Consider the following 16,453-nt stretch of genomic DNA (forward strand, 5'->3'; position numbering starts at 1 on the left):
GCTCGGCTCGTCTGTCGGCTGCTACCCGCAGATATCATGTTGACGGTCCCTCCACCCTGGCTCCTACATACCTCGTAGGAGCCGGGAGGAACATACAAGCCATGCTCGGCTGCCGTCAGGGGCCCAAGCCGAGCATGGGCTCGGCTCTACCTGTCAGGCCCCCAACCATCGGCCGTTGCCCCATCCGGCCCCAGCGGCTATGGTCCCGGGCTGTTCTGTCGTACCGGATTGCCTCATGTCGCCACGCAAAGCCCTCCCCACCGCCCTGGCCCTGGGCCTGACCCTCGCCGCCGGCGCCCATGCCGATGAAGGCATGTGGATGCCGACCCAGCTGCCGGAGCTGGCCAAGCCGCTGCAGGCGGCCGGCTTCAAGGGCAACCCGGCCGATCTGGCCAACGTGACGGCGCCGCCGCTGAGCGCGGTGGTGCGTGCCGGTGGTGGCACCGGCTCGTTCGTCTCGGCCGATGGCCTGCTGCTGACCAACCACCACGTGGCGATGGGCGTGATCCAGTACAACAGCTCGCCCGAGCACAACTTCATCAACGACGGCTTCATCGCCAAGGGCCGCGCCGACGAGCGTCCGGCCAATCCGGACTTCCGCGTGCTGGTCACCGTCGGCTTCGACAAGGTGACCGACCAGGTGCTGGCACAGGCCAAGGGCAAGACCGGCCGCGCGTACTTCGACGCGGTGGATGCGGCCAGCAAGCAGATCGTGGCCGAGTGCGAGAAGGACGGCAGCGTGCGCTGCTCGGTGGCCAACATGTATTACGGCACCGACTTCTACCGCATCGCCCAGCTGGAACTGAGCGACGTGCGCCTGGTCTATGCGCCGCCGCGCGCGATCGGCAACTACGGCGATGAGATCGACAACTTCATGTGGCCGCGCCACACCGGCGACTTCACCCTGCTGCGTGCCTACGTGGGCAAGGACGGCAAGCCGGCCGCCTACAGCAAGGACAACGTGCCCTACCAGGCGCCGGCGCACCTGCAGATGTCGGTGGAAGGCCCGAAGGAGGGCGATTACGCGATGCTGGCCGGTTACCCGGGCATCACCTACCGCCATCGTACCGCCGCCGAATTCGCGGGCCAGATCGATACCGTGCTGCCGCGCCGGGTATCGGTGTTCCAGCAGATGATCGATACCATCGAGGCGGCCAGTGCCAAGGATGCGCAGGCGCGTACCCGCTACGCCTCGCAGCTGCAGTCGCTGAAGAACAACCGCAAGCGTGCCGCCGGTGAGCTTGAAGGCCTGCTGCGCAGCGACGCCAAGGCGCAGCGTGCAGCCGACGAGCAGGCGATGCTGGCCGCCACCGACCGCAGGTACCAGGGCGACATCAAGGCATTGCTGACCAACCTGTCGCAGGGTGCGGCGGTGGGCGAGCGTGACCTGCTGCTGGAGCAGATGGCCGGCCAGAGCCAGCTGCTGCGCTCGGCGCTGCTGCTGGAACGCCTGCGCATCGAATCGGCCAAGCCGGATGCGCAGCGCGAGACCGGCTACCAGCAGCGCGATCAGGCGATGATCGAGGGCGTGCTGAAGCAGGTGCAGCGCCGCTATGCACCCGAGGTCGAGAAGGCGCTGCTGACCACCCTGCTGACCCGCTACCAGCAGCTGCCGGACGCGCAGCGCGTGGCCGAGTTCGATACGGCGTTCGGCCGTACCCCGGCGCAGCTGGCGCAGGCGCTGGACACGCTGTATGCCGGCACCCAGCTGGGCGACGAAGCGCAGCGTCTGTCCCGTTTCGCTGCTGCCCGCGAAGGCAAGGCGCTGGCCGCCGACCCGCTGATCGTCGTGGCCGGCCCGCTGGTGGCCGCGCAGCTGCGCATCGAGAACGAGAGCAAGACCCGCGAAGGCGAACAGCTGCGCCTGCGCCCGGCCTACATGCAGGCATTGTTCGCCTGGCGTGCCAAGCAGGGCCGTGCGGTGTACCCGGATGCCAACCGCACGCTGCGCATCAGCTACGGCAAGGTGGAAGCGCTGCACCCGCGTGATGGCGTGACCTATTCACCGGTGACCACCGTGGCCGGCATCGTCGAGAAGAACACCAACGCCTATCCGTTCGACGCGCCCAAGCCGTTGCTGGCCGCGATTGCCAAGGGCGACTTCGGCAGCACTGCCGATCCTGCGCTGAAGACCCAGACGGTCAACTTCCTGACCAATCTGGACACCACCGGCGGCAACTCCGGCTCGCCGGTGCTCAACGCCAAGGGCGAGCTGATCGGCCTGAACTTCGACAGCAACTGGGAGTCGGTCAGTGCCAGCTGGTGGTTCGACCCGCGCTACAAGCGCGCCGTGCACGTGGACATGCGCTACCTGCGCTGGCTGCTGGCCAAGGTCTACCCGGCGCCCGAGCTGCTGAAGGAAATGGGCGTTCCGGCGGAATAAGGCCGGTACCCACCATCTGCCAGTGGGTGCCCACCGTTGGTGGGCACGGACGCCTCCGTCACGACCAACGGTCGTGACCCACCTTTGCGGGCCACCGGCCTGACCTACCATCACCACCAACGGTCGTGATCTACTGGCCCCTGCTCTGACGGAAACACGCGCGTGGTCTCCAGCTGGATCCTGCTGCTGGTCTCGGTTGCCTATGCCGCGCTGCTGTTCGGCGTGGCGTGGTGGGGTGACCGTCGGCCCATGTACCCGGACCGGCCGTGGCTGCGACCGGTCGTCTACAGCCTGGCCCTGGCGGTGTACTGCTCGTCGTGGACCTTCTACGGCGCAGTCGGCACCGCCGTGCGCAACGGCGTGGGCTACCTGCCGATCTACATCGGTCCGTTGCTGCTGCTGCTGTTCGGCTGGCGCATCATCGAGCGCCTGGCGCTGATCGCGCGCAGCCAGAACGTGGTCTCCATCGCCGACTTCATTTCCTCTCGCTTCGGTCGCTCGCGGCGGCTGGCGGCGCTGGTGGCGATCATCGCGCTGATCGGCATCATTCCCTACCTCGCCCTGCAGTACAAAGCGGTGGCGATGAGCCTGCAGGTACTGACCGGCAACACCGGCCCGACCGGGTTCTTCAGCGATCCAGCCCTGTACGTGGCATTGCTGATGGCGCTGTTCGCCACCCTGTTCGGCACCCGCCAGGTGGATGCCACCGAACACCACCACGGCATGATGCTGGCGATCGCGCTGGAATCGGTGATCAAGCTGGTGGCGATGGTGGCGGTGGGCGTGTTCGCCTATGTCTGGCTCAGCGACCGCAACGAGGCGGTGGTGGAGTCGGTGCATACGCTGTTCACCGGGCTGCCACCGGTGGGCTTCCTCTCGCAGACACTGCTCAGCTTCCTGGCCATCATCTGCCTGCCGCGCCAGTTCCACGTGGCGGTGGTGGAGTGCGGCGACGTGCGCGACGTGCGCCGCGCGCGCTGGATGTTCGGCGGCTACCTGGTGCTGATTTCGGCGATGGTGCTGCCGATCGCCACGGCCGGCATCAGTCTGTTCGGTACCGGAAGCGGCGTGGCCGACGACTCGATGGTGCTGGCCCTGCCGCTGGCCGAGGGCCGCAACGCGCTTGCACTGATCGCCTATATCGGCGGGTTCTCTGCCGCCACCGGCATGGTCATCGTGTCCTCGATCGCGCTGGCGACGATGGTCAGCAACGACCTGGTGATGCCGGTGCTGCTGCGTCGCAGTGGCGATCACCAGGAAGCGGCGGACGTCGCCTCGCGGGTGCTGTGGATCCGCCGCCTGGCGATCCTGCTGCTGGCACTGATGGCCTACAGCTACTACCGCAGCAGCAGCAACGACAGCACGCTGGCCTCGTATGGATTGATGGCCTTCGCCGCGGTGGCGCAGTTCGCGCCGGGCCTGATCGGTGGCCTGTACTGGCGCGGCGCCAGCCGTCGTGGCGTCGAGACCGGCATGCTGCTCGGCTTCGCCACCTGGCTGTACACCCTGCTGCTGCCGGCGATGACCATGGCCGGCTGGATGGATGCCGGCTGGGTCCAGGAGGGACCGTTCGGCATCGCCTGGCTGCGCCCGCAGCAGCTGTTCGGCATGACCGGCTGGGACCCGCTGACCCACGGTACGTTCTGGTCACTGCTGGTCAACGCGGCGACGATGATGCTGGTATCGGCGCGTTGGCGTCCGGGCGTGGATGAGCGCCTGCGCGCTGCGCCCTTCCTCGATCCCTACGCCGAACGGCCTTCCGTGGCGGGTGGTTGGCCGGGCCACGTGCACGTCGGCGATCTGCTGGCACTGGCCTCGCGCGTGGTCGGCGAACGCCATGCGCGGCGTTCGTTCTTCGAACAGGCGCAGTCGCTGGGGCGCGAGCTGCAGTCCTCGGCACCGGCTGACCGGCCATGGGTGCAGTTCACCGAACGCCTGCTGGCGGCGTCGATCGGTGCGGCCTCCGCGCGCCTGCTGCTGACCAGCCTGCTGCGCGGTTCGGGCATGGACCTGGGCGAAGTGGTGGCGGTGCTGGACGAAGCAGGACAGGAGCTGCGCTTCAATCGCGAGATCCTGTCGACCACGCTGGAAAACATCAGCGCCGGCGTCAGCGTTGTCGACCCGGACATGCGCCTGACCGCCTGGAACCGGCGCTACCAGGACATGTTCGGTTACCCCGATGGGATGCTCTACGTCGGGCGCCCGGTGGCCGACCTGATCCGCTACAACGCCGAGCGTGGTGAGCTGGGCGAGGGCGATATCGAAGTGCAGATCAACCGTCGCATCGGCTATATGCGCGCCGGTTCGCCGCATGTGTTCGAGCGTACCCGCAGCGATGGCAAGGTGATCGAAATGCGTGGCCAGGCACTGCCCGGCGGCGGCTACGTCACCAGCTACAACGACATCACCGACTACAAGCATGCCGAACGCGCGCTGCTGGAAGCCAACGAAACGCTGGAACAGCGCGTGGCCGAGCGCTCGCATGTTGCGGAAGTTGCGCAGCAGTCCAAGACCCGTTTCCTGGCCGCGATCAGCCATGACGTGCTGCAGCCGTTGAACGCGGCACGACTGTTTGCTTCGGCGCTGCGCGACAGCGACCATGTCAGCGACGAGCAGAAGCACCTGGCCGAGCGCGTGGATGCGTCGCTGCGTGCGGCCGAGGAGTTGCTGGATGGGCTGCTGGACGTGTCGCGGCTGGATGCCGGCGGCCTGCATCCGGTGATCGGCGAATTCGACGTCAGTGCGCTGATGCGCGAGCTGGCCGCGCAGTACACACCGGTTGCGGCCGGACGTGGGCTGCGCCTGGATCTGTTCGCGCGTACCACCTGGGTGCGCAGCGACCGTCGCCTGCTGCGTCGCGTGCTGCAGAACTTCCTTGCCAATGCGCTGCGCTACACGCGGCAGGGGCGCATCGTGCTGGCGGTGCGCCAGCGCGGCGACGAAGTGGAACTGCAGGTGTGGGATACCGGCCCCGGCATTCCCGAGCATCACATGCGGCAGATCTTCGATGAGTTCCACCGCTACCAGCAGCCTTTCGACTGGGGCGAGCAGGGTCTGGGCCTGGGCCTGTCGATCTGCCAGCGCATCTCGCGCCTGCTCGACCATCGCTTGAACGCGCGCAGCCGGGTTGGCAGTGGCTCGATGTTCTCGATCATCCTGCCACGGGTGGCGCCGTTGCCGGGCTATACCGAAGCGGTCAACCTGGCGGCGACAGCGCCGCCGGTCCGCAGTGATTCGCTGGCGGGCCTGCGCGTGCTGTGCGTGGACAACGACGAGGAGATCCTCGATGGCATGCGCGCGCTGCTGGGGCGTTGGCAGGTGCAGGTGATCACCGCATCGACGGTGGACCAGGCGCTGCAGAAGATCGCCGAGCGACCGCAGGTGATGCTGGTGGACTACCACCTGCACGACCGCATGGATGGCCTGGATGCGCTGGTGGCGCTGCGCGAAGCAGCGGGCTATCCGTTGCCCGGTGCGCTGCTGACCGCCGATGGCCGCGATGAGCTGAAGCGGATGGCACGCGAGCGTGGCTATCGCCTGTTGACCAAGCCGATCAAGCCTGCCTCGCTGCGCGCGTTCCTGGGCGCGCTGCGGGACACCCGCAACAACGATGCCTGATGGGCAACTGTAGAGCCGAGCCCATGCTCGGCTCCTGCGCGAAGCGCGGTGTTCCGCCGTCTGGCTGGAGAGCAGCCGAGCATCGGCTCGGCTCTACAAGGTCTTGGTAGCTCGAACTCCCTGTAGAGCCGAGCCCATGCTCGGCTCCTGCGCGAAGCGCGGCTCATATATAGCCTTCGCTATAAAAACCAGCCCTGCCTGCGCGTTTCGCTGGAAATGCGCCACGCGCGGATCGCGGTGCTAAGCTTCGCGTCCCCTTGGGGAGTAGCCGGATTCCTACGCAGGAATCGTCCACGTCAACATACTCGGCCAGTGCGCCGTGGCGTGGACAACCATGATGGTTGGCGAGACCAGCGGCCCGCGCGCGCAACATCAGGTTGGGCGCGAGCGCAGGCCGTGCGTCCGTCCTTGCCCGACCTCAGCAGCCACCAATGTCCCCCCTTTCGATCCTCCTGATCGGCTTTGCCATGTCCACCGATGCCTTCGCCGCAGCGATCGGCAAGGGCGCAGCCATGCGCAAGCCGGTGTTCCGTGATGCGCTGCGCGCCGGCATCATCTTCGGCGTCATCGAGGCGATCACGCCCATCATCGGTTGGCTGCTTGGCCGTGCCGCGCTGCAGTACGTGGAAGCGTTCGACCACTGGATCGCCTTCGGCCTGCTCGGCGCGCTGGGCATCCACATGATCTACAACGGCCTGCGTCCGGATAACGGCGAGGACGATGAAGATCCGGCGCAGCACCATGGTTTCTGGAAGCTGGCACTGACCGGTTTCGCCACCAGCATCGACGCGATGGCGGTGGGTATCGGCCTGGCCTTCATGGACGTGCATATCGGGGTGATGGCCGCAGTCATCGGCCTGTGCACGCTGACCATGGTCACCGCCGGCATCATGCTGGGCCGCGTGCTCGGCGGCATGGTCGGCAAGCGCGCCGAAATCATCGGTGGCGTGATCCTGGTGATCATCGGTGCGACGATCCTGTACGAACACCTGCACGGCGTCGCGTAAGCAGGGATAGCTGTAGAGCCGAGCCCATGCTCGGCTGACGTCTGAAGCAGCCGAGCATGGGCTCGGCTCTACATTGGGGCATTGGCTGACACGCCTTGCGGCGTTGCGCTGATGGAGAGGCGGTCAGGCACAGCCTAGTCTTTCCGCATGTCCAGTCCCGCACTTCGTATTGGTCGCTGGTCGCAGACCGGCAATGTCTATGCGATCACCGCCGTGACATACGCGCGTCGGCGCTGGTTCGACGATGAGGCCAACGTCGATCTGCTGATAGAAGCGCTACGCACAGTGGAGCGGACCGGTCGGACATGCTCCCTGGCCTGGGTGATCATGCCGGATCATCTGCATTGGTTGATCCAATTGCGGAGCGGAACGCTCGCCGGCTGCATGCAGATTCTCAAGTCGCGCAGCGGCCGCTCCATCGGCAGGTACGTCGATGCCGATACTCCCATCTGGCAGCCGGGATACTACGATCACGCGCTCCGTAGCGATGAATGCCTGCGAATGCAGGCGATGTACATTGCGGCGAATCCAGTGCGTGCCGGGTTGGCTGCCCGTATCGGGGAGTACCCCTATGCGTGGAGTCGATGGCCGCTTGAAGCGTGATCTGGAATCTGACGAAGAGCAGCCGAGCGTGGGCTCGGCTCTACAGGGGCCCCATGACGTCTGTAGAGCCAAGCCCATGCTCGGCTCTGAAGTTCGTCACTATCAGTCTTCTTCCGGCGGCAGCACGATGGCGTCGTCGTCGATGGCCAGCTTGCCGGCCATCAGCACGGCCTGGGTGCGGTTGGTCACGCCCAGCTTGCGCAGGATCGCGGTGACGTGGGCCTTGATCGTGGCCTCGGAAACATTGAGGTCGTAGGCGATCTGCTTGTTCAAGCGGCCTGCGCCGAGCATCTGCAGCACGCGGAACTGCTGCGGGGTCAGCTCGCGCAGACGCTGGCCGACTTCGCGTTCTTCGCTGCCGGTCGGCGGCACGTTGTGTGCTTCCGGCGGCGCCCAGGTCTCGCCATCGAGGATGGTGCCGAGCGCATGGCCGATGGTGTCCGAATCAGCGGACTTCGGAATGAAGCCCAGTGCGCCGTGGTCGAGTGCGCGACGCATCACCGTGGCTTCTTCGCGTGCGGAGACCACCACCACCGGCAGGTGCGGATGCAGCGAGCGCATGTGCACCAGCGCGTTGAAGCCCTGTGCGCCGGGCATGTTGAGATCCATCAGGACCAGGTCGGCGTCGTTGTGCTGGTCGGCCAGCGCATACAACGCTTCCACGCTGTCGGCCTCGAACAGTTGAACGCCCGGAATGACCCGCTGCACGGCACCCCGCAGGGCTTCGCGGAACAACGGATGGTCATCGGCAATCAGGAGGGTGGTCATGGTCGGGGGGAACCGTAGGGGGAACTGTTCGGGGCCGAAGCCCCTGGGGTCAGAGCCCGTTCCTTGCGGAAAGGGATCCGACCCCGGGTAGCGAATCAACGAACCTTGCGTTCGTCCACCAGCGAGGCCACGACCGACGGATCGGCCAGGGTCGAGGTGTCACCGAGCTGGTCCGGCGCGTTCTCGGCGATCTTGCGCAGGATGCGGCGCATGATCTTGCCCGAACGGGTCTTCGGCAGGCCCGGCGCCCACTGCAGGTGATCGGGCGTAGCGATCGGGCCGATTTCCTTGCGCACCCAGGCGACCAGTTCCTTCTGCAGCTCGTCGCTGGGCGCTTCCTCGGCCACCAGGGTGACGTAGGCATAGATGCCCTGACCCTTCACGTCGTGCGGGAAGCCGACCACGGCGGCCTCGGCCACCTTCGGATGCGAGACCAGCGCGCTTTCCACTTCGGCGGTGCCGATGCGGTGGCCAGACACGTTGATCACATCGTCCACGCGGCCGGTGATCCAGTAGTAGCCGTCTTCGTCGCGACGGCAGCCGTCACCGGTGAAGTAGCTGCCCGGGTAGGTGCGGAAATAGGTATCGATGAAGCGCTGGTGGTCGCCGTACACCGTGCGCATCTGGCCCGGCCAGGAGTCACGGATGATCAGGTTGCCTTCGGTCGGGCCATCCTTGATCTCGCCATCGGCGTTGACCAGGGCCGGCTGCACGCCGAAGAAGGGCAGGGTGGCCGAACCCGGTTTCAGATCCATCGCACCGGCCAGCGGTGAGATCAGGATGCCGCCGGTCTCGGTCTGCCACCACGTATCGACGATCGGGCAGCGGCTGTCGCCGACCACCTCGTAATACCAACGCCAGGCTTCCGGATTGATCGGTTCGCCGACGCTGCCGAGCAGGCGCAGCGACGCGCGCGAGGTCTTCTTCACCGGCTCCTCGCCTTCGCGCATCAACGCGCGGATGGCGGTGGGGGCGGTGTAGAAGATCGACACCTTGTGCTTGTCGATCACGTTCCAGAAGCGCGAGGTATCGGGGTAGTTCGGTACGCCCTCGAACATCAGCGAGGTCGCGCCATTGGCCAGCGGGCCGTACACGATGTAGCTGTGGCCGGTGACCCAGCCAACGTCGGCGGTGCACCAGTAGATGTCGTCCTCGCGCAGGTCGAACACCGCTTCATGGGTGTAGGCCGCGTACAGCAGGTAACCGGCGGTGGTGTGCAGCACACCCTTCGGCTTGCCGGTGGAACCGGAGGTGTAGAGGATGAACAGCGGATCCTCGGCGTTCATCGGTTCCGGCTCGCAGCTGGCCGGCTGGCTGTCGACCACGTCATGGAACCAGCGGTCGCGCGGGGCCTGCATGTCCACCGCGCCGCCGGTATGGCGCACCACCAGCACGGTTTCCACGGTATTGGTGCCGGGCAGCTTCAGCGCCGCATCGACGTTGGCCTTCAGCGGAATCTTCCGGCCACCACGCAGGCCTTCGTCGGCGGTGATGATCAGCTTGCTCTGGCAGTCGCTGACACGGTCGGCGATCGAGTTCGGTGCGAAGCCACCGAACACCACCGAGTGGATCGCGCCGATGCGCGCGCAGGCCAGCATGGCCACGGCAGCGTCGACGATCATCGGCAGGTAGATGGTGACCCGGTCGCCCTTCTTGACGCCCAGGTTGCGCAGCGCGTTGCCGAGACGGCAGGTGCGCTCGTACAGCTCGCGATAGGTCACGTGCTGGGCCGGCGCATCCGGGCTGTCCGGCTCGAACAGCAGGGCGGTCTTGTCGCCACGCTTTTCCAGCTGGCGGTCCAGGCAGTTCACGCTGGCGTTGAGCTCGCCATCTTCGAACCACTTGATGTGGAAGTCGGCCAGGTCGTAGCTGACGTTCTTGATCCTGGTCGGCTTGCGCGACCAGTCCAGCCGCTCGGCGGCCTTGCCCCAGAACGCATCCGGATCGGACACCGAGGCCTGGTACTGCTGTTCGTAAGAATTCTTGTCGATACGCGCCTTGGCGGCGAACTGCGGATCGACGGGGTAGAGATCAGCCATGGCACCCTCACTTGCACGTTGACTTTGTGTGTGCAGCCGCAGCATTGCAGCAGCCGTTCCCCCTCAGTTTGCCCCATCCACCCCCGGTCGCGTCACCACTTCGGTTAGACCTTGGTCGAAAGTCGGGCCCCTGCAGGCCCGGGTTCGACCAATGGCCAATAGCCGGTGCGTGCAAACGCCCCGCAGTCTCGGCTCGACCGTGCCCCACGCGCGGCATCACCTTGCCACTTGGGAGAGAGGGCAACATGAGCCACCGTACGTTGAAAGCCGTGCGCACACCTTTGGCGGCCTGCCTGTTGGTCGCCCTGGTCGCACCGGGCATGGCGTTCGCCGAGACCGCCAAAGAGAAGGCACTGGAGTCACGCGTCGCCGAACTGGAGCGGCAGGTGCAGGCGCTGCTGGCGTCGCAACAGCAGCAACAGACCCAGATCGTGCAGACCCAGCAGGCGGTCACCGACGTCCGCACGCTGCAGGCCGAACAGAAGCCGGCGGTGCCTGCCGGCAAGCAGCCGATCCAGGTCACCACCATCACCCCCGGCGCGGCGCCGGGTACCACGGTCAAGATCGGCGGCTTCATCAAGGCCGATTTCCTGGCCACCCAGACCAGCGATGGCCAGCTGGCCGACGATGCCACCGGCCGCGCGCTGTACCTGCCCGGGCAGACCCCGGTGGAAGGTGCCGGCGGCAGCGGCAAGCGCTCGGACGTGGACTACAACGCCCACGCCAAGTTCTCGCGCTTCAACCTGGGCATCGACAACGTCAGCGAGTCGGGCAACAAGGCCGGCGCGTTCTTCGAGATGGATTTCTTCGGCAATTCGCTGGGCAACCAGACCGCCACCAACACCTATGGCGTGACCCTGCGCCATGCGTACATGTACTGGAACAACTGGATGGCCGGCCAGACCTGGTCGAACTTCATGGATGCGGCATCGCTGCCGGAAGCGGTCGACTTCGTCGGCCCGACCGATGGTGTGATCTTCGTGCGCCAGGCCCAGGTTCGCTACACCAAGGGCGGCTTCAGCGTCGCGCTGGAAAATCCGGAAACTACCACCCTCACCGGCACGCGCAATCCGGTCACCGGCGCCTGGACCAATGCCAGCGCCAACTCCGATCGCGGCAGCCTGCCGGACCTGACCCTGCGCTATGGCTGGAAGGGTGACTGGGGCACCTTCGGCGTCGGCGGTATCGTCCGTCAGCTGAAGGTCGACAACCAGACCACCGGTGCCAAGGCCGACAAGGTGGCCGGTGGCCTGACCCTGGGCGGCAAGTGGGTGATGGGTGACAGCGATTCGCTGCACTACCAGTTCACTGGTGGCGAGGGCATCGCCCGCTACATCGGCCTGGGCATCACTGCTGATTCGGCCTATGACGTGGCCCGCGACGAGCTCAACCCGACCGGTGTGATCGCCGGCTACGTCGGTTGGCGCCATGCGTTCTCGCCGAAGCTGCGCACCAACCTGATCTACGCGCGCAGCGACTACGACAACGACAGCATCCTTGGACCGCTGGTGACCAAGAGCGTGCAGAGCATCCGCGGCAACATCTTCTACTCGCCGCTGCCCAAGGTCGATGTCGGTGCCGAGCTGATGTACGGCAAGCGCGAGGTCGAGAACGGCAACAAGGGCGACATCACCCGTCTGCAGTTCACTACGAAATACAGCTTCTGATCGAGTGCCGACCAACGGTCGGCACCTGCCGAGATTGAGTGCCGACCATGGTCGGTATCTACCTAGACTGCGTGCCGACCAAGGTCGGCACCTACAGAGGGAAAGCGTCCCATGTCCACAACACCTGCACCGGCGAAAGCCCAACTTACCCAGGGACACAAGAAGGTCATCTTCGCGTCGAGCCTGGGCACCGTTTTCGAGTGGTACGACTTCTTCCTGTATGGCTCGCTTGCGGCGATCATCGCCAAGCAGTTCTTCAGTGGCGTCAATGAAACCACGGGCATGATCTTCGCCCTGCTGGCCTTCGCGGCCGGCTTCTTCGTGCGACCGTTCGGCGCGGCCTTCTTCGGCAGCCTCGGCGATCGCATCGGCCGCAAGTACACCTTCCTGGTCACCATCCTGATCATGGGCATCTCGACCTTCCTGGTCGGTGTGCTGCCCAACTACGCATCGATCGGCTTCGCCGCGCCGGTGATCCTGATCATCCTGCGCCTGGCCCAGGGCCTGGCGATGGGCGGCGAGTACGGTGGTGCGGCGACCTATGTGGCCGAACACGCACCGGACGACAAGCGTGGCCTGTACACCAGCTTCATCCAGTGCACGGCCACGCTCGGCCTGTTCATGTCGCTGCTGATCATCCTGGCCTGCCGCTATTTCCTCGGCAACGAAGCCTTCGAAGCCTGGGGCTGGCGCATTCCGTTCCTGGTCTCGATCGTGCTGCTGGGCGTGTCGGTGTGGATCCGCCTGCAGCTGAGCGAGTCGCCGCTGTTCCAGCAGATGAAGTCGGAGGGCAAGGGTTCCAAGACGCCGTTCCGTGACAGCCTGAAGGGCGGCAACCTGAAGCTGATGCTGCTGGTGCTGCTCGGTGCTGCCGCAGGCCAGGCGGTGGTCTGGTATGGCGGCCAGTTCTACGCGCTGTTCTTCCTCAGCAGCATGCTGAAGGTCGATGCCACCACCTCCTACCTGCTGATCGCCGCCGCGCTTGCACTGGGCGTGCCGTTCTTCATCTTCTTCGGCTGGCTGTCCGACCGAATCGGCCGCAAGAAGATCATCCTCGCCGGCTGCCTGCTGGCCGCCGTCACCTACATCCCGATCTTCAAGGGCCTGACCCACTTCGCCAATCCGGCCATCGAAGAAGCCCGCAGCAGTTCGCCGGCGCTGGTCGTGGCCGACCCGACCACCTGCTCGTTCCAGTTCGATCCGGTGGGCCTGCGCAAGTTCACCAGCTCCTGCGATGTGGCTACCGCAGCGCTGACCAAGGCCGGTGTGCCGTATGACGTGCAGCCGGCCGCGGCCGGTTCGCTGGCGATGGTCAACGTAGGCAGCGCCAGCGTCACCTCGTATGAGGCCGCCGGCCTGACCAAGGAAGAAGGCAAGGCCAAGGCCGATGCGTTCGGTGCCGAGCTGAAGACCGCGCTGACCACCGCCGGCTACCCGGCCAAGGCAGACGGTGCACGCATCAACTACGCCGGTACGATCTTCATGCTGTGGCTGCTGGTGCTGTACGTGACCATGGTCTACGGCCCGATCGCCGCCTACCTGGTCGAACTGTTCCCGACCCGCATCCGCTACACCTCGATGTCGCTGCCCTACCACATCGGCAACGGCTGGTTCGGTGGCTTCCTGCCGGCGATCTCGTTCGCGCTGGTGGCCGGTACCGGCAACCTGTACTACGGCCTGTGGTACCCGATCATCATCGCGCTGATGTCGGTGGTGATTGGCGGCCTGTTCCTGCGCGAGACGAAGAACGTGGACATCACCAAGTAAGAATGATGTTCATTGGATGAAGGAGAGGCCGTGGTGCAGACCACGGCCTTTTCGTTTCCCTGTAGCGCCGAGCCATGCTCGGCGACCGCGCAACGCGCGGCACAAAACTCCGCAGACGCGAACAGACAGCGCTCAATGCCGTCATCGCGGTTGACAAGCATCCGAAGCCACACGCCCTCTCGCGCCTGGGGTCAGATCCCTTTCGCACGCGAAAGGGATCTGACCCCATCGAGACCGCCGCCTCACGTGCGCACACCGTATAGTCGCGGAATGAGCACCTCAGCCGCCGACCTCCCCGCCATCCTGCACACCCTGCGCAGTGCCTGGCAGTCGCAGCGTCCCTCGCTCGACCAGCGCGACGCCGATCTGCGTCGCCTGCGCGCGGCGCTGAAGGAACGCATGGACGAAATGGCCCAGGCCATCGCCGAGGACTTCGGCCACCGCGCCCATGTCGAATCGAAACTGGCCGATGGCATGAGCGTGCTGTCGGCCATCGACCACCTGCGGCGCCACCTGCGGCGCTGGTCGAAGCCGCGTCATGCGTCTGCCGGCTGGAAGCTGTGGCCAGCCCGCGCGCAGCTGCGGCCGACGCCGCTGGGCGTGGTCGGGGTGATATCGCCGTGGAACTATCCGGTCACGCTGGCGATGGTGCCGCTGGCCACTGCGATTGCCGCGGGCAACCATGTGCTGCTGAAGCCTTCCGAGCACACACCGCGCACCAGCGCGTTCCTGGCCGATCTGCTGGCCAGCGTGTTCCCGCCCGAACGCGTGGCGGTGGTGCAGGGTGGGGCGGACGTGGCTGCGGCGGTGTCCGCGCTGCCGCTGGACCATCTCGTGTTCACCGGTTCCACCGCGGTCGGCCGCAAGGTGATGGCGGCGGCGGCGGAACACCTGGTGCCGCTCACGCTGGAGCTGGGCGGCAAGTCGCCTGCCATTGTCTGCCGCGATTTTCCGTTGGACAAGGCTGCAGCGCGGCTGGCCACCGGCAAGTGGTTCAACGCGGGCCAAACCTGCATCGCGCCGGATTACGTGCTGATCGACAGCGTGCGCCAGCGCGAATTCGTGCAGGCGCTGCAGCAGCAGGTGCGCGAGCGTTACGGCGATTTCAGCGATGCGGATGACTACACGCGGATCATCAATGAAGGCCAGTACCGGCGGCTGCAGGGCTATCTGGCGCAGGCGCGCGAACGCGGTGTGCCGGTGATTCCGTTGGCGCAGGTGGATGAGGCGCGCGCTGATCGCGAGCGGCTGCTGGTGCCGACGGTGGTGCTGGACCCGCCGGACGATCTGGATCTGATGCGCGAGGAGATCTTCGGCCCGATCCTGCCGGTGCGCGCCTATCCGGACCTGGATGCGGCGCTGGCCAACATCGTGTCCCGCGACCGGCCGCTGGCGCTGTATCCCTTCAGCCATGACACAGCCACGGTGGAGCGCATCCTCGGCCAGGTGGTGGCGGGTGGGGTGACGGTCAATGACACGCTGCTGCACTTCGCCGCCGATGGTTTGCCGTTCGGCGGAGTTGGCGCCAGTGGCATGGGCGCGTACCACGGGCAGGCTGGGTTCGATGCCATGAGCAAGCTGCTGCCGGTGTTGTGGCAGTCGCGCTGGGCGGCCAGTGACCGGCTGCGGCCACCGTATTCGAAGATTGCCGGGCTGTTGAGGTTGCTGCTGCGGTGAAGCCATTCCGGTGACGCATTCCCGTAGAGCCGAGCCCACGCTCGGCTGCTCTTGGCTGGTCCAGGCAGAAGCAGCCGAGCATGGGCTCGGCTCTACACGGGAATCCGGGCCGACCCCCATCCCGGTCACCCGGGTAGAATGCCCGCATGAAGATCGCCTCGTGGAACGTCAATTCGCTCAATGTCCGCCTGCCGCACCTGGAGCAGTGGCTCAAGGACTTCGGCCCGGACATCGTCGGTATCCAGGAAACCAAGCTGGAGGACCACAAGTTCCCTGATTCGGCGCTGATCGCCGCCGGTTACCGCAGCGTATTCGCCGGGCAGAAGACCTACAACGGTGTGGCGCTGGTGTCGCGCGAGCCGGCGCAGGACGTGCAGGTCGGCATCCCCGGTTTCGAGGACGAGCAGAAGCGGGTCATCGCCGGCACCTTCGGCGACCTGCGGGTGATCAACCTGTACGTGGTCAACGGCCAGGACATCGGCACCGACAAGTACGAGTACAAGCTGCGCTGGCTGGAGGCGGTGCACGCGTGGATCGCCGAAGAACTGCAGCGGCATCCGAAGCTGATCGTGATGGGCGACTTCAACATCGCCCCCGATGCGCGCGACGTGCATGACCCGGAGGTGTGGAACGAGAACCACATCCTGACCTCCACCGCCGAGCGTGGCGCGCTGGCCAAGCTGGTGCAGCTGGGCCTGCACGATGGCTTCCGCCTGCACAACGACGAGGCCGGCACGTTCAGCTGGTGGGATTACCGCGCAGCGGGTTTCCGCCGCAACCTCGGCCTGCGCATCGACCTGAATCTGGTCTCCGATGCATTGAAGGGCAGTGTGGTGGCCTCGGGCATCGACCGCGAGCCGCGCACCTGGGAACGCCCCAGCGACCATGCACCGGCCTGGGTGGAATTGGGTTGAAGCGGTAGCG

Annotated in this window: 10 protein-coding genes and 1 riboswitch; of the genes, 8 read left to right on the forward strand and 2 right to left on the reverse strand. The window is 66.0% G+C overall.

Going from position 1 to position 16,453, the window contains the following annotated elements; translation table 11 throughout:
- The first annotated feature begins 235 nt into the window (after positions 1-235).
- The 4 genes from ACFX4F_RS06745 to ACFX4F_RS06760 all read left to right on the forward strand — a co-directional run bounded on the left by ACFX4F_RS06745 (position 236) and on the right by ACFX4F_RS06760 (position 7,611).
- Entirely contained in the window at positions 236-2,383 is a 2,148-nt protein-coding gene (locus ACFX4F_RS06745) for a S46 family peptidase (protein WP_380653443.1), read from the forward strand.
- Between the two features lie 162 nt (positions 2,384-2,545).
- The gene (locus ACFX4F_RS06750; protein WP_380653446.1) at positions 2,546-6,001 is read left to right on the forward strand and encodes a NahK/ErcS family hybrid sensor histidine kinase/response regulator; all 3,456 of its coding nucleotides are present in this window, start codon (positions 2,546-2,548) and stop codon (positions 5,999-6,001) included.
- 253 nt (positions 6,002-6,254) lie between these two features.
- A riboswitch (yybP-ykoY riboswitch) is annotated at positions 6,255-6,344 on the forward strand.
- 88 nt (positions 6,345-6,432) lie between these two features.
- Positions 6,433-7,008, forward strand: coding sequence for a manganese efflux pump MntP family protein (locus ACFX4F_RS06755; protein WP_380653449.1), 576 nt, complete (start codon positions 6,433-6,435; stop codon positions 7,006-7,008).
- Between the two features lie 147 nt (positions 7,009-7,155).
- Positions 7,156-7,611 carry a transposase gene (locus ACFX4F_RS06760; RefSeq protein WP_380653452.1) on the forward strand — a complete coding sequence of 152 codons (456 nt, stop codon included), beginning with the start codon at positions 7,156-7,158 and terminating at the stop codon, positions 7,609-7,611.
- A gap of 102 nt (positions 7,612-7,713) precedes the next feature.
- Here ACFX4F_RS06760 and ACFX4F_RS06765 read toward each other — a convergent pair whose 3' ends face one another.
- Both ACFX4F_RS06765 and acs read right to left on the reverse strand, forming a co-directional pair.
- Complete coding sequence (locus ACFX4F_RS06765; protein WP_006477308.1) at positions 7,714-8,379, reverse strand: response regulator transcription factor; 666 nt, start codon at positions 8,377-8,379, stop codon at positions 7,714-7,716.
- Positions 8,380-8,474: 95 nt separating this feature from the next.
- Positions 8,475-10,418, reverse strand: a complete 1,944-nt coding sequence (gene acs / locus ACFX4F_RS06770; protein ID WP_100554030.1) for an acetate--CoA ligase — start codon at positions 10,416-10,418, stop codon at positions 8,475-8,477.
- A 245-nt stretch (positions 10,419-10,663) separates the two neighbouring features.
- Here acs and ACFX4F_RS06775 point away from each other — a divergent pair, with 245 nt between their 5' ends.
- From ACFX4F_RS06775 to xth, 4 genes are all read left to right on the forward strand, one after another.
- The gene (locus ACFX4F_RS06775; RefSeq protein WP_380653457.1) at positions 10,664-12,085 is read left to right on the forward strand and encodes a DcaP family trimeric outer membrane transporter; all 1,422 of its coding nucleotides are present in this window, start codon (positions 10,664-10,666) and stop codon (positions 12,083-12,085) included.
- A gap of 111 nt (positions 12,086-12,196) precedes the next feature.
- The gene (locus ACFX4F_RS06780) at positions 12,197-13,852 is read left to right on the forward strand and encodes an MFS transporter (protein ID WP_380653460.1); all 1,656 of its coding nucleotides are present in this window, start codon (positions 12,197-12,199) and stop codon (positions 13,850-13,852) included.
- A gap of 270 nt (positions 13,853-14,122) precedes the next feature.
- Positions 14,123-15,529, forward strand: coding sequence for a coniferyl aldehyde dehydrogenase (locus ACFX4F_RS06785; protein ID WP_380653463.1), 1,407 nt, complete (start codon positions 14,123-14,125; stop codon positions 15,527-15,529).
- A 146-nt stretch (positions 15,530-15,675) separates the two neighbouring features.
- The gene (xth, locus tag ACFX4F_RS06790) at positions 15,676-16,443 is read left to right on the forward strand and encodes an exodeoxyribonuclease III (protein WP_380653466.1); all 768 of its coding nucleotides are present in this window, start codon (positions 15,676-15,678) and stop codon (positions 16,441-16,443) included.
- Positions 16,444-16,453: the final 10 nt, after the last annotated feature.

This window comes from Stenotrophomonas sp. YIM B13575, from assembly GCF_042787595.1.
Classification (GTDB): Bacteria; Pseudomonadota; Gammaproteobacteria; order Xanthomonadales; family Xanthomonadaceae; genus Stenotrophomonas; species Stenotrophomonas lactitubi_B.

Bases quoted from the DNA above. Each gene is read 5' to 3' on its own strand.
- ACFX4F_RS06745 (WP_380653443.1), top strand. From the start codon at position 236: ATGTCGCCACGCAAAGCCCTCCCCACCGCCCTGGCCCTGGGCCTGACC.
- ACFX4F_RS06755 (WP_380653449.1), top strand. From the start codon at position 6,433: ATGTCCCCCCTTTCGATCCTCCTGATCGGCTTTGCCATGTCCACCGAT.
- ACFX4F_RS06760 (WP_380653452.1), top strand. From the start codon at position 7,156: ATGTCCAGTCCCGCACTTCGTATTGGTCGCTGGTCGCAGACCGGCAAT.
- ACFX4F_RS06765 (WP_006477308.1), bottom strand. From the start codon at position 8,379: ATGACCACCCTCCTGATTGCCGATGACCATCCGTTGTTCCGCGAAGCC.
- acs (WP_100554030.1), bottom strand. From the start codon at position 10,418: ATGGCTGATCTCTACCCCGTCGATCCGCAGTTCGCCGCCAAGGCGCGT.
- ACFX4F_RS06775 (WP_380653457.1), top strand. From the start codon at position 10,664: ATGAGCCACCGTACGTTGAAAGCCGTGCGCACACCTTTGGCGGCCTGC.
- ACFX4F_RS06780 (WP_380653460.1), top strand. From the start codon at position 12,197: ATGTCCACAACACCTGCACCGGCGAAAGCCCAACTTACCCAGGGACAC.
- ACFX4F_RS06785 (WP_380653463.1), top strand. From the start codon at position 14,123: ATGAGCACCTCAGCCGCCGACCTCCCCGCCATCCTGCACACCCTGCGC.
- xth (WP_380653466.1), top strand. From the start codon at position 15,676: ATGAAGATCGCCTCGTGGAACGTCAATTCGCTCAATGTCCGCCTGCCG.